The organism is Catenulispora rubra (assembly GCF_015356825.1).
GTDB lineage: Bacteria > Actinomycetota > Actinomycetes > Streptomycetales > Catenulisporaceae > Catenulispora > Catenulispora rubra.
Genome location: NZ_JAACYW010000325.1, coordinates 1 through 12,361, shown reverse-complemented (window position 1 = coordinate 12,361; position 12,361 = coordinate 1). Strand labels below are relative to the sequence as shown.

Genomic DNA, 12,361 nt, shown 5'->3' with positions numbered 1-12,361 from the left:
GCGGGGTGGTGGCGCCGTCGCACCGCCGAGCGCCACCACCCCCCAGCCCGCCCACGGGGCCCTGCCCCGCCGGGTCCGCAAGACGGCCTCGCACCCGGACTGGCCGACCAGCCAGATGCCGGTGGTGGGTCCCGACGGGCCGGTCCAGCCGCAGGACGCGCGGGCCGTGCGGGACGCTTTGGAGGAGTTCGAAGCGGGAGTGGAACGAGCGAACCGCGACAGCGCCGACCAGATTCCGACCCGCCGGCAGGCGGCCCGCCACGCGGGCCCGACCACGCCGGAGCGGGACGGGGAAGACCAATAGGAGGACGACACTCATGATCGGTTCTAACAGTGCCGCCCCGTGGGAGAGCGATGAACAGCGGCTCGCGGCCGACGCCGCAGACTTCACGTGGATGGTCTCCCGTTTCGCCAACGAGACGGCCGGCGTGGTCGACGCCATCGCGGTGTCGTCCGACGGGCTGTTGATCGCTGTCTCGCGCCCGCAGGACCCGGGGTCCTCCGAGCGGCTGGCCGCCGTGGTCTCCGGGATGACTTCGCTGGCCGCCGGCGCCGGGGGCAACTACGGCCTGGGCGCGCTGAACAAGGTCATCATCGACATGGAGGGCGGCTATCTGCTGATCACCAGGATCGGCAGCGGTGCCGTGCTCGGCGCGGTCACCACGGCCGACGCAAAGCTGGCCAACGTCGCCTACGAGATGACGCTGTTCGCCAACCGCGTCGGCGCCGTCCTGAGCCCGGCCCTGATCATCGAGCTGAAGAACACCGTCGGCACGGGCGTCCCCGCACGCAGACCGGGCGGTGGGCAGGGGTGACCGAGGCAGGCGGGGCCGGCCCCGCCGAGCAGCAGCAGCGCGACACCGCCGAGCCGGTCTCGGCGGTGCGCCCGTTCCTGCTCACCGAAGGACGCGTGGTCGCCGAGGAACAGTCGCTGCCGATGGAGACCCAGCTGGTCGCCACCCCCGAGGCGCTGGCCCAGCTGGACGAGGCGCACCTGGCCTTCGAGCGCCGCGCCATCATCGAGGCCTGCCGCGTCCCGGTCTCCCTGGCCGAACTGGCCGCCCGGCTGCGCCTGCACCTGAACGTGGTCCGCGTCCTGGTCGGCGACCTGCACACACGACAGCTGCTCACCGTGCACGTCCCTCGCGCGGCCGGCAGCTCGGATCTGGACATCTTGAGAAGGGTGATCGATGGCCTCCGCGCAATCCACACGTCAGGCGGACCCGGCCATGACTGAAGCCGGCACGACGGCGACCGCGACCCGCCCCCCGCAACCGGTGAAGATGGTGATCTCCGGCGGCTTCGGCGTCGGCAAGACCACCGCCATCGGCGCGGTGAGCGAGATCGAACCGCTGACCACCGAAGCCGCGATCACCGAGGTCGCGGCAGGCGTGGACGACACCACGATGACACCGCGCAAGACCACCACCACGGTCGCGATGGACTTCGGCTGCCTGACCCTGGACCCCACGCTGAAGCTCTACATCTTCGGCACCCCGGGCCAGGACCGCTTCGGCTTCATGTGGAAGGACGTGACCGCCGGCGCCCTCGGCGCCCTGGTCGTCGTCGACTCCCGCCGGCTGGACGAGTGCTTCCCCGCCGTGGACTACTTCGAGCGCGACGGCACCCCCTTCGCGATAGCGGTGAACGCCTTCGACGGCGTGCTGTCGCACTCCCTGCCCGCCGTGCGCTCAGCACTGGACGTCGCCCCCGAGGTTCCGGTGGTGGCTTTCGACGCACGCAGTGCCGACTCGGTGCGGGAATCGCTGATTGTGGTTCTGGAGCATGCTTTGACGCGGGCTCGGGGGTATTAGGCGCAGGGTGCGGTTCGGTCACTCGTTCGGGCGGAGAACTGGCCGGTATGACCGGTTCGATAGTTTTTCCCCGAACGGGGGGATCGTATCGCTATGTAGTGTCCCGATATGAGCTTCCGTTGGTACTACGTTGACGACTCCGGCTCACCTCAGAGTGGCTGGATCGTCTACGGGTTCGTCCAGGTCGCGGCCGAGGACTGGTCTGCGGCCCTTGATCACTGGCTTCAGGTTCGCGACTACTTGCTGACCGCCTACGGCATCGACGCCTACACCGAGCTGCACGCCTATCGCTTCATCAACGGTCGTGGAAACCCCTCGAAGGACCCGGAATGGAACCGTTGCAAAGCATTGCGACACCAGGTCGCGGTCGAGGTGCTTCAGGCTGTGGCGCGGATGCCCGGCGTACGGGTCGGGGCCGTCGCCAGGCACACGGATGCGAGACGTGATGCTTACGCCCGTGAACAGCTGGACGTGTACCGCTGCTTCCTTGACGGCGTCACCGACCGGTTGCGCGCCGCAGGCGAGTACGGCACCGTCGTCATGGACGGCAACGGCACCGACTCGCGCTACAAGAAGGCGCACCGGCAGCTGAAGCCCACGCGCCGGATCATCGAGGACCCGGCACATCAGCAAGCTCATCAGAGCTACCTCGTGCAGGCAGCCGACCTCGTGTCCTACGTGGCGTACCAAGCGGTGCTGCGGGATCCGGCCCGGATCGCCATACACGATTGGTTCTGCGACTACCTCGGCCAGGTCGGCACGATTGCGCAGGTCTGATTCGACGGCTGCGAGGCAAAACGAAAGCCGGGGCAGTTCCCAGGAAATCCCGGCTGCCCCAGCACGACCACTATACGCGCATCACCCGAAACGATACAACTCGTGTCCCACCCGCAAATCCTGTTGCCGCACCCCCACCACGCATGGCCTCATAGTCTTCGTCTTCCAACGAACACGAATGCGAAAGAGGCAGGGTAGAAGCATGTACACGACAGTTCCCGGATCGACCGAGCAGAGCTCGCCGATCCGGATGTGGGCCGACCCGGAGTCTGTCGAACCGCAGGCGCTGGACCAGCTCCGAAACGTCGCGGCCCTGCCCTGGACGCACGGCGTCGCCGTGATGCCGGACGTGCACCTCGGGATCGGGGCGACGGTCGGGTCGGTCATCGCGATGAAGGGTGCTGTCTCGCCGGCGGCGGTGGGGGTCGACATCGGCTGCGGCATGGCCGCGGTCAAGACGACTCTCACGGCCGATCAGCTGCCTGACAACCTCGGCAAGCTGCGGACGCGCATCGAGCAGGCGATCCCGGTCGGGCGGGGCGTGCACCACAAGGATGTGCGCCTGGAGGCGGTGCAGGAGCCGGGCGCCAAGAAGCCGCTGCGGGGATGGCACGACTTCTGGGAGGGCTTCGACGAGCTCGAGCCCTCCGTCACCCGGGGCAAGCGGGGCCGGGTATCCGAGCAGATGGGGACGCTCGGCGGGGGCAACCACTTCCTCGAAGTGAACCTCGACGCGCAGGGCGCCGTCTGGCTCATGCTCCACTCCGGCTCCCGGGGCATCGGCAACCAGCTCGCCGCGCACCACATCGAGGTCGCGCGGACGCTCCCGCAGAACCAGGACCTCCCGGACCCGGACCTCGCGGTCTTCCTCGCGGACACCCCGCAGATGGCGGCCTACCGGCGCGATCTGTTCTGGGCGCAGGAGTACGCCAGGCGCAACCGGGCCGTGATGCTCTGGCTCTTCGCCGAGGTTATACGTAAGGAGTTCCCCAAGGTCGGCTTCGACAAGGCCATCTCCTGCCACCACAACTACGTGGCGGAGGAGACCTACGACGGTGTCGACGTCCTCGTCACCCGCAAGGGTGCGATCCGGGCCGGCGGCGGGGACCTGGGCATCATCCCGGGCTCCATGGGCACCGGCTCCTACATCGTGCGCGGGCTGGGCAACGACGCCGCGTACAACTCCGCCTCGCACGGCGCCGGCCGGCGCATGAGCCGGAACCAGGCGCGCAAGCGGTTCACCGTCGACGACCTGAAGCAGCAGACCAAGGGCGTCGAGTGCCGGAAGGACCCCGGGGTCGTCGACGAGATCCCCGGCGCCTACAAGGACATCCGGTCGGTCATGGCGCGGCAGACCGATCTGGTGGAGATCGTCGCGGAGCTCAAGCAGGTGGTCTGCGTCAAGGGCTGACCACCGGACCCGCCTGCCTTCCCCAGGCCGATGACCTCGGCGACCTTCGATCGGAAGGCAGGCGGCCCGTCACCCCGTACGATTTCCGGCTCTCAGCCTGACACGGTGTCACCGATCCAACCGGTCGCTCGGAGATACACTCGCCACATCGCCATGAGACGCGAGTCGGTCACTCGATCACCATCACCACCATATCGGGTGAATCTGGCATTTCCGTATCGAGCACAGTCGGAGCCGACAGCGAGGTCGGCGCCGTATCGAACCGAACGAAGGATCTGGTCGCCATGAAGGTCGGCGTTCCCCGCGAACTCAAGAACAACGAGTACCGCGTCGCGATCACCCCCTCCGGGGTCCACGAGCTGGTCCGCAACGGCCACGAGGTCTTCGTCGAGAAGGACGCCGGCGCCGGCTCGTCCCTGTCCGACGAGCAGTACGTCGCCGCCGGCGCGACCATCCTGGCCACCGCCGACGAGGTCTGGGCCACCGGCGACCTGATCCTGAAGGTCAAGGAGCCGATCGCGGCGGAGTACCACCGCATGCGCCGGGACCAGATCCTGTTCACCTACCTGCACCTGGCCGCCTCCCGCGAGTGCACCGACGCGCTGCTGGACTCCGGCATCACCGCCATCGCCTACGAGACCGTGCAGCTGCCCGACGGCTCGCTGCCGCTGCTGGCCCCGATGTCCGAGGTGGCCGGCCGGATGGCGGCCCAGGTCGGTGCGGCGACCCTGCAGAAGGCCAACGGCGGCCGCGGCGTGCTGATGGGCGGCGTGCCCGGCGTGCAGGCGGCGAATGTGGTGGTCATCGGCGGCGGCGTCTCCGGCATCAACGCCGCGGTCATCGCCAAGGGCATGGGCGCCCAGGTCAAGCTGCTCGACAAGAGCATCGCCCGGCTGCGCCAGGTGGACGCCGACCAGTTCGGCACGATCCAGACCCTGGCCTCCAACGCCTTCGAGATCGAGCAGGCGTGCCTGGAGGCCGACCTGGTCATCGGCGCGGTCCTGGTGCCCGGCGCCAAGGCGCCCAAGCTGGTCGGCAACGACCTGGTCTCGCGCATGAAGCCGGGCTCGGTGCTCGTGGACATCGCCATCGACCAGGGCGGCTGCTTCGAGGACTCGCACCCGACCACGCACGCCGAGCCGACCTTCCAGGTCCACGACTCGGTCTTCTACTGCGTGGCCAACATGCCCGGCGCGGTGCCCTACACCTCCACCTACGCGCTGACCAACGTCACCCTGCCGTACGCGGTCGAGATCGCGAACCTGGGCTGGAAGGAAGCCTGCCAGCGCGACCACGCCCTGGCCCTGGGCCTGAACACGCACGCCGGCCAGCTGACCTACCCGCAGGTCGGCGAGGCGCACGGCCTGCCGTCGCTGAAGCTGGACGAGGTGCTGGCCTGACGGCCGACGCGCTGAGCTGACTGAAAACGGCGCCGAAAAGGGCCCTGGCAAGCGCCAGGGCCCTTTCAAGCTTGCCCGAAAAGCCTACGGTCACTGCTGGTTGTACGGCGGCTGCTGGCCCTGGTAGGGCTGCTGCCCCTGCTGCGGCGGCTGCTGCTGCCCCTGGTACGGCGGCTGCTGGCCCTGCTGGCCCTGGTAAGGCGGCTGCGCCTGGTACGGCTGCTGGGCCTGGTAGGGCTGCTGGGCCTGGTACGGCGCCTGGTTCGGGTCGAAGGTCGGACCCGAAGGCCCGGCCGGTCCGCCCGGACCGCCGCCAGGCCCGCCCTGGAACACCGCGGGCAGGTTCTTGATGTCGCCGCCGGCGCCGACGAAGCCGAGGTAGCCGAAGACCGCCATGGCCGCGGTGATGACGACGCTGGCGTAGAGCGCCCAGCCGGCGCCCGCGCTGGCGGACCCGCCGAACGCGTCAGCGCCGCTCGCCGACGGATAGGTCATCCACCGCAGGAGGATGACGACCGTCGCGACGATCGCGGTGGCGGTACCGACGGCCCAGACGAACAGCTGGGACCACTTGAGCGTGTCCATGGCCCACAGCACCGTGACCACGCCGAGCGCCAGGATGAGCACGACCGGGAACCAGGCCCCGAACTGCGCGTGCCAGGCGGCGAGGTGCCCCGAGTAGGAATGCCCCTCGAAGCTGGACGACACCGAATACCAAGGAAGGAAACTCAAGATGAAGACCAGGAGTGCCCCGCCCACGAAGACCTGACCTGTACGGCCGAGTCTGGCCTGGAGTTGCTTGAAGTCCATTTTGCCCGAAACCCCCACAAGAAATCAGTGCGTGACGAACGCACTTCCGACACAGTGCCGGAACGACTGTTTTACGCCATGGGACCCCCACAAGTAAGGTCCCACCCCCAAAGCCACTGACAAACATCAGCTGAACGACACCCCACCTGTCAACCCATCAGATACCTGATGGATCGCCGCGGGGTACGGTGACCCCGTGTCCGACGAGCTTGAATACCGCGTCAAGACCCATCTGGAGCACCTGTCGGTCGAGCGCGGCCTGAGCACCAACACTCTGGCCGCTTATCGGAGGGACCTCGCACGGTACAGGGTTTTCTTGGACACGTGCGGCCGGGCGAATCTCAGCGACGTCGATCGTTCGGACATCGGCGCGTTCCTCGCGAGCCTCCAGGGCGGCGCCGCGTCGTCCGCGGCCCGCACGATGTCGGCTGTGCGCGGTCTGCACCGGTTTGCGTTGTCTGAAGGCTGGGTCGGTGTCGACGTCACCGACGAGGTCGCGCCGCCGCAGGTGCCGCTGAGGCTGCCCAAGGCACTGCCGCTGGACGACATCGAGCGGCTGCTCGCGGCGACCGAGATCGACGAGCCTCTGGCGCTGCGCGACAGAGCCCTGCTGGAGTTCCTGTACAGCACCGGTGCGCGCGTCAGCGAGGCCGTGGCCCTGGACGTGGACGACATCGACCGCGAAGACCGCACGGTCATCCTGGACGGCAAGGGCGGCAAGCAGCGCCTCGTCCCCGTGGGCTCCTATGCCTGCCGCGCCATCGACGACTATCTCGTGCGCCTGCGACCGGAACTCGCGCGTAAGGCCAGATCAGGCAACGCCGGCGCGCTGTTCCTCAACGCGCGCGGCGGCCGGCTGACGCGTCAGGGTGCGTGGACGGTCCTCGGCGCCGTGGCCGAGCGCGTGGGCCTGGCCGGCAAGGTCTCCCCGCACACGCTGCGGCACTCGTTCGCGACCCACCTGCTCGACGGGGGAGCGGACATCCGCACCGTGCAGGAGTTGTTGGGTCACAGTTCGGCCACGACCACTCAGATCTACACCCGGGTGACCGTCGACCGGCTCCGTGAGGTGTACGCCACCAGCCATCCCAGGGCCCTGAACGGCTGATCGCGGTACGCTGGCCGCTCGGGAAGCGCGGTCTGCGGGGTGTTCGCGAGTGCTCGGATGTGCACTGTGACACACCCGTGACCAACCATCCTGATATGAGATGACAGATAGCGGCAGCGCATACCGGTTCGGGTGATTTATCTCTGGTTTTCCGCCAGGAACCGGGTTGAAACGACCCCTGTGTGTCTCATTGCCTTGCTGTAATGACACCGTGCCCATAGAGTCACTCCAGCGATGAGAGTGGGCAAGTCGGTAAGGAGGTAGAACGACTTGTGAATGAGTCGACATTTGCCGCCGGCCAGGTGGTCGCACCGACCTCCGCCGCCCAGGGCGGCTCCGCCGGCGCGATGGCGTCTCAGACGGGGATCACGCCTGCTCCTCGTAATCCACAGCGTTCCGAGGACATGATGAACACGACTGACAAGACCTCCGACGCCGCTCGCGCCGGAGTGGAGTTCGACGACCCCTACGGCATCATCGAGGACGAACTCCGCTACCAGGACGGGTTCGACCCGGACGCGGAGATAGAGCCGGACCCCGATTACGCCGCCACGCTCGCGCCGGACCCGGCGACGCAGCGCCGCGAGCGGGTGGGGCCGACCGGCCGCCCGATGCCGCGGTTCCCGGTGCCCCGGCCCCCGGTCGAGCACGGCCCGGCGCGCATCATCGCGATGTGCAACCAGAAGGGCGGCGTCGGGAAGACCACGTCGACCATCAACCTGGGCGCCGCGCTGGCCGAGTACGGGCAGAAGGTGCTGCTGGTCGACTTCGACCCGCAGGGCGCGCTGTCGGTGGGCCTGGGCGTGAACCCGATGGAGCTGGACCGCACGGTCTACAACCTGCTGATGCACCGCGGGGTGAACGTCGAGGACGTGCTGCTCAAGACGGTGACGCCGGGCATGGACCTGCTGCCGTCGAACATCGACCTGTCGGCCGCCGAGGTGCAGCTGGTCACCGAGGTCGCCCGGGAGTCGGCGCTGGCGCGCACGCTCAAGCCGGTGCTGCAGGACTACGACTTCGTCATCATCGACTGCCAGCCCTCCCTGGGTCTGCTCACCGTCAACGCGCTGACGGCCGCGCACAGCGTGATCGTCCCGCTGGAGTGCGAGTTCTTCGCGCTGCGCGGCGTGGCGCTGCTGACCGAGACCATCGAGAAGGTCCGCGAGCGGCTGAACCCGGAGCTGGAGCTCGACGGCATCCTGGCCACCATGTACGACGCGCGCACCGTGCACGGCCGCGAGGTGCTGGCCCGCGTGGTCCAGGCCTTCGGCCCGCAGGTGTTCCACACCGTGATCGGCCGCACCGTCCGCTTCCCGGAGACCACCGTCGCCGGCGAGCCCATCACCTCGTACGCCTCGGCATCGGTCGGCGCCGCCGCCTACCGCCAGCTGGCGAGGGAGGTTCTGGTCCGGTGCCACGCCGGGTGAGGATGCCCGCGGCTGACGAGCTGTTCCGCACCACGGCCGGCAACGGCACGCTGGTGCGCGAGGGCCGGGAGGCCCGCGAGGACGAGAGCGCCGAGCGTCCGCCGGCCCGCGACCGGGGCGACCGGGGCGATCGGGCCGACCGGGGTCACACTCCGGTCGCGCCGCCGAGCGCGTCCGACGCGGCCGGGCCGAAGGGGCCGGGCAAGACGGTACCGGCGCCGGCGGTCTCCGCCGAGGAAGCGGCGGCCGCGGTGCAGGCCTCGGCGGCTGAGCCGGCGGCTCCGGCACCGGCATCGGCACCGGATGTCGCCCCGCCGGCTCCGTCAGCCCAGTCCCGCAAGGTCACGGCCCCGCGCCGACCGAGCGGCCGCGAGCGCCACGACGAGAAGATCACCGTCTACGTGTCCCCGGACGAGCTCATCGGCTTGGAGCACGCGCGCATCATGCTGCGCGGCGAGTACGGCCTGGCGGTGGACCGCGGGCGCATCGTGCGCGAGGCCGTGGCCGCGCTGCTGGCCGACCTCGACGCGCGCGGGCGGGACAGCATCCTGGTCAAGCGGCTGTCCGCCGGCGGGTGACCGCTAGAGTGCAAGCGTGACTCTGGAAGTGGACCAAGCCGCGGCGGCTGCGGCTGCGGCTGCGGACGCCGACGCGGCTGCGGCGAGTGCGGGGGACGTGGCGGACGCGTCCGGCGCTCCCGGCACGTCCGACGCCGCCGCGGCCGAGGCAGCTCCGGTCCAGGCCGCTCCGGTCCAGGCCGCTCCCGCCAAGAAAGCTCCGGCGGGCACCGAGGACACCGCGGCCCGCGTCGAGGGCTTCCAGGTCAGCCTCCCGGAGTTCGAGGGTCCCTTCGACCTGCTCCTGGGCCTGATCGCCAAGCACAAGCTGGACGTCACCACCCTGGCGTTGTCCAAGGTCACCGACGAGTTCATCGCCTACATCCGCGCCATGGGCGACTCCTGGGACCTGGACCAGGCCTCGGAGTTCCTGGTCATCGCCGCGACCCTGCTGGACCTGAAGGCGGCGCGCCTCCTCCCGGCCGCCGAGGTCGAGGACGAGGGCGACCTGGCCCTGCTGGAAGCCCGCGACCTGCTGTTCGCCCGCCTGCTCCAGTACCGGGCCTACAAGCAGGTCGCCACCGACCTCGGCCGCCGCCACGCCGCCGCCGGCCGCATGTTCCCCCGCTCGGTGAAGCTGGAACCGTCCTTCGCGGACCTGCTCCCCGAAGTGATCATCAACCTGACCCCCGAACAGTTCGCAGCCCTCGCGGTAAAGGCCATGACCCCGAAGACCCCACCCGAGGTCTCGGTCACACACCTGCACGGCAGCAAGGTCAGCGTCCGCGAACAGGTGGCAGTCCTCATCGCGAAGATGCGCGAGCTCCGCAAAGCCTCCTTCCAGAAGCTCTGCGAAGACGCCCCCGACACCCTGACCATCGTCGCCCGCTTCCTCGGCCTCCTGGAACTCTTCCGCGAAGCCGCAGTGATGTTCGACCAACCCGACGCCTTCGCCGAACTGACCATCTCCTGGACCGGCACCGAAGAAGGCGACCTGAAGGTCGCGGTCGACGAGTTCGACCGCAGCGCCCCGGCCGACGAGGAACCGGCCGAGCCGGAGCTGGAAGCACTGGAAGCAGTGGACGAAGAGTGGGAAGCGGGAGAGCAGGAATGAGCGACGACTGGGAGTACGAGAGCCCGGAGTACGTTGCCGCCGACGAGGGTGCCGAGGCTGAGGGCGCGACTCCTGTGCCTCGCGAGCAAACCGCCGAGCCCGCCGCTGCTGCTGCCGCCAAGTCTTCGGCCGCCTCCGACCTGGCCGCTGAGGCAACCGCCGCGCTTGCCGCCGATCGGCCTGCTGCTGAGACTTCTGTGGTTCGTGATGAGCCCGCCGTGCCTTCTGCCTCCGCCGCCGGCTTCCCAGCCCCCCGCAGCGAATCCACCCCGCTGCCGTCCCCGCGCACCGAGGCCGAGCCCTCCCTCGCCGACCTCGACGAGGCCACCTGGCAGCTCTCCACCGACATGGCGCCGCTCCCGCCGCTGCGGCAGTGCCTGGAGGCGATCCTCCTGGTGGTCGAGGAGCCGGTGGCCGACGTGGTTCTGGCGCAGATCACCGAGCGGCCGCGCGACGAGGTCGTCCAGACCCTCCATGAGCTCTCCGCCGAGTACACCGAGCAGCAGCGGGGTTTCGACCTCCGGCAGGTCGCCGGCGGCTGGCGCCTCTACACACGCGCGGCGTGTGCGCCTCTCGTCGAGAAGTTCGTTCTCGACGGTCAGCAGGCCAAGCTCAGTCAGCCGGCGCTGGAAACCCTTGCCGTCGTCGCGTACCGCCAGCCGGTCAGCCGCTCGCGCATCTCCGCTGTGCGCGGCGTGAACTGCGACGGCGTCATGCGCACCCTGCTCACCCGCGGCCTGATCGAGGAAGCCGGTACCGACGCGGACTCCGGCGCCATCCTCTACCGCACCACGCTCCTGTTCCTGGAGAAGATGGGCATGCGCACCCTCGACGAGCTGCCGGAGTTGGCGCCGCTGCTGCCCTCGGTGGAGTCGATGGAGGAGAACGAGTCGCTGGCGTGACAGCGACCTGATCCGCCCGGCTGACGGCATTTCGACCGACACCGATACCCGGACGAATCGGGCATCGATCATCTCTGTGTCAAGTGAGCAATACGTTGTCGGCGCGGCCCACTAATCTTCCCGCCATGACCGAACCTCAAACCAACCAGCCGCCCTACCAGGGCATATCTGGCCCCGGCGGAAACCACGCGCCGGTTCAGGACCAGATGCCCTATGGGGCGCAGGCGCAGAACCCTTATGGCCAGCAGAACCCGTACGGCCAGCAGCAGAACCCTTACGCCCAGGCCCCGCAGAACCCGTACGGCAACGGCAACGGCGGCGGCGCCAACTACGGCCCCGCCCCCAAGCGCAAGCGCCGTCCGATCCTCCTCTACGTCCGCCTCGGCATCTTCGTCGTCGTCCTGATCGGCGGCGGCATCAGCTACCTGGTCGCGAACAGCCACAAGTCCCACCGCGACGCCTCCGGCACCATCAGCAAGGCCGGCACCCTGGACGCCGTCAGCCTCCACGCCGGCGACTGCTACGAGAAGCCTACGGACGCCGCGGCCGGCTTCGCCTCGGTGAAGGCGATCCCCTGCACCCAGCCCCACAACGCGCAGGCGTTCTACAGCTTCGCCTTCCCCGGCGCCACCTCCGTGGCCCCCACCGACGACCAGCTGACGACCACCGCCCAGCCGCTGTGCGAGAGCGCGGCCAAGGACAAGGTCGACCAGTCCAAGCTCCCGCAGAACGCGCAGCCGAGCATGCTCTTCGCCGACAACAGCACCTGGGCGCAGGGTTACCACGACATCACCTGCGTGTACGAAAACGACACCGACTTCACCGGTTCCATCGTCAAGAGCTAGACGGCCGCCCGGCCGGCACACTTCGGGCATGTAGCCCGGCTGAACAGAGGGCGGACGAGCGGGGGTCCCAGATAGGGGACAATGGTTGCCATGAACACCCCCGCTCGCCGTTCCCAGCCCAGTAAGTCCGGTGGAGGCCGCTCCGGCTCCGCCGGTGGATCCCGGGGATCCGGCTCCTGCGGGGCGGGCGGTGGAC

General features: G+C 69.1%; 13 protein-coding genes and 1 pseudogene. 13 read left to right on the top strand and 1 reads right to left on the bottom strand.

Annotated features, from left to right (window positions below; all coding sequences use genetic code 11):
• The 7 genes and pseudogenes from GWK61_RS46735 to ald all read left to right on the top strand — a co-directional run.
• Nucleotides 1-304, top strand: a pseudogene (locus tag GWK61_RS46735) (hypothetical protein); the annotation flags it as partial.
• Between the two features lie 13 nt (nt 305-317).
• Nucleotides 318-815 (top strand): roadblock/LC7 domain-containing protein, encoded by a 498-nt coding sequence (locus GWK61_RS46730; protein ID WP_194919411.1) that lies wholly within the window; start codon nt 318-320, stop codon nt 813-815.
• Nucleotides 812-1,237 (top strand): DUF742 domain-containing protein, encoded by a 426-nt coding sequence (locus GWK61_RS46725; protein ID WP_194919409.1) that lies wholly within the window; start codon nt 812-814, stop codon nt 1,235-1,237. Before GWK61_RS46730 ends, GWK61_RS46725 begins: the two co-directional genes overlap by 4 nt.
• Nucleotides 1,230-1,814, top strand: coding sequence for a GTP-binding protein (locus tag GWK61_RS46720; RefSeq protein ID WP_194919407.1), 585 nt, complete (start codon nt 1,230-1,232; stop codon nt 1,812-1,814). The genes GWK61_RS46725 and GWK61_RS46720 overlap by 8 nt, the downstream gene beginning before the upstream one ends.
• 108 nt (nt 1,815-1,922) lie before the next feature.
• Complete coding sequence (locus tag GWK61_RS46715) at nt 1,923-2,591, top strand: DUF3800 domain-containing protein (protein WP_194919405.1); 669 nt, start codon at nt 1,923-1,925, stop codon at nt 2,589-2,591.
• 202 nt (nt 2,592-2,793) lie between these two features.
• Nucleotides 2,794-4,002: an RtcB family protein gene (locus GWK61_RS46710; protein ID WP_194919403.1), complete on the top strand. Its 1,209-nt coding sequence runs from the start codon at nt 2,794-2,796 to the stop codon at nt 4,000-4,002.
• Nucleotides 4,003-4,286: 284 nt separating this feature from the next.
• Nucleotides 4,287-5,402: an alanine dehydrogenase gene (ald, locus tag GWK61_RS46705; RefSeq protein ID WP_194919401.1), complete on the top strand. Its 1,116-nt coding sequence runs from the start codon at nt 4,287-4,289 to the stop codon at nt 5,400-5,402.
• Nucleotides 5,403-5,492: 90 nt separating this feature from the next.
• Here the strand turns inward: ald and GWK61_RS46700 are convergent, their stop codons facing one another.
• Nucleotides 5,493-6,212, bottom strand: coding sequence for a hypothetical protein (locus tag GWK61_RS46700; RefSeq protein WP_194919398.1), 720 nt, complete (start codon nt 6,210-6,212; stop codon nt 5,493-5,495).
• A 196-nt stretch (nt 6,213-6,408) separates the two neighbouring features.
• On the opposite strand from GWK61_RS46700, the gene xerD reads away from it, so the two are divergent.
• From xerD to GWK61_RS46670, 6 genes are all read left to right on the top strand, one after another.
• Complete coding sequence (gene xerD / locus GWK61_RS46695) at nt 6,409-7,320, top strand: site-specific tyrosine recombinase XerD (protein WP_194919396.1); 912 nt, start codon at nt 6,409-6,411, stop codon at nt 7,318-7,320.
• A gap of 407 nt (nt 7,321-7,727) precedes the next feature.
• Nucleotides 7,728-8,747: a ParA family protein gene (locus GWK61_RS46690; protein WP_369125668.1), complete on the top strand. Its 1,020-nt coding sequence runs from the start codon at nt 7,728-7,730 to the stop codon at nt 8,745-8,747.
• A 2-nt stretch (nt 8,748-8,749) separates the two neighbouring features.
• Nucleotides 8,750-9,325, top strand: a complete 576-nt coding sequence (locus tag GWK61_RS46685) for a hypothetical protein (RefSeq protein ID WP_228564083.1) — start codon at nt 8,750-8,752, stop codon at nt 9,323-9,325.
• A gap of 16 nt (nt 9,326-9,341) precedes the next feature.
• Nucleotides 9,342-10,418, top strand: a complete 1,077-nt coding sequence (locus GWK61_RS46680; protein WP_323748070.1) for a segregation and condensation protein A — start codon at nt 9,342-9,344, stop codon at nt 10,416-10,418.
• Entirely contained in the window at nt 10,415-11,320 is a 906-nt protein-coding gene (scpB, locus tag GWK61_RS61630) for an SMC-Scp complex subunit ScpB (RefSeq protein ID WP_194919392.1), read from the top strand. The genes GWK61_RS46680 and scpB overlap by 4 nt, the downstream gene beginning before the upstream one ends.
• 125 nt (nt 11,321-11,445) lie before the next feature.
• Nucleotides 11,446-12,165 carry a septum formation family protein gene (locus GWK61_RS46670; RefSeq protein ID WP_194919390.1) on the top strand — a complete coding sequence of 240 codons (720 nt, stop codon included), beginning with the start codon at nt 11,446-11,448 and terminating at the stop codon, nt 12,163-12,165.
• The last annotated feature ends 196 nt before the right edge of the window (nt 12,166-12,361 follow it).

Bases quoted from the DNA above. Each gene is read 5' to 3' on its own strand.
- ald (WP_194919401.1), top strand. From the start codon at position 4,287: ATGAAGGTCGGCGTTCCCCGCGAACTCAAGAACAACGAGTACCGCGTC.
- GWK61_RS46720 (WP_194919407.1), top strand. From the start codon at position 1,230: ATGACTGAAGCCGGCACGACGGCGACCGCGACCCGCCCCCCGCAACCG.
- GWK61_RS46700 (WP_194919398.1), bottom strand. From the start codon at position 6,212: ATGGACTTCAAGCAACTCCAGGCCAGACTCGGCCGTACAGGTCAGGTC.
- GWK61_RS46710 (WP_194919403.1), top strand. From the start codon at position 2,794: ATGTACACGACAGTTCCCGGATCGACCGAGCAGAGCTCGCCGATCCGG.
- GWK61_RS46715 (WP_194919405.1), top strand. From the start codon at position 1,923: ATGAGCTTCCGTTGGTACTACGTTGACGACTCCGGCTCACCTCAGAGT.
- GWK61_RS46690 (WP_369125668.1), top strand. From the start codon at position 7,728: ATGAACACGACTGACAAGACCTCCGACGCCGCTCGCGCCGGAGTGGAG.
- GWK61_RS46670 (WP_194919390.1), top strand. From the start codon at position 11,446: ATGACCGAACCTCAAACCAACCAGCCGCCCTACCAGGGCATATCTGGC.
- GWK61_RS46685 (WP_228564083.1), top strand. From the start codon at position 8,750: ATGCCCGCGGCTGACGAGCTGTTCCGCACCACGGCCGGCAACGGCACG.
- GWK61_RS46730 (WP_194919411.1), top strand. From the start codon at position 318: ATGATCGGTTCTAACAGTGCCGCCCCGTGGGAGAGCGATGAACAGCGG.
- scpB (WP_194919392.1), top strand. From the start codon at position 10,415: ATGAGCGACGACTGGGAGTACGAGAGCCCGGAGTACGTTGCCGCCGAC.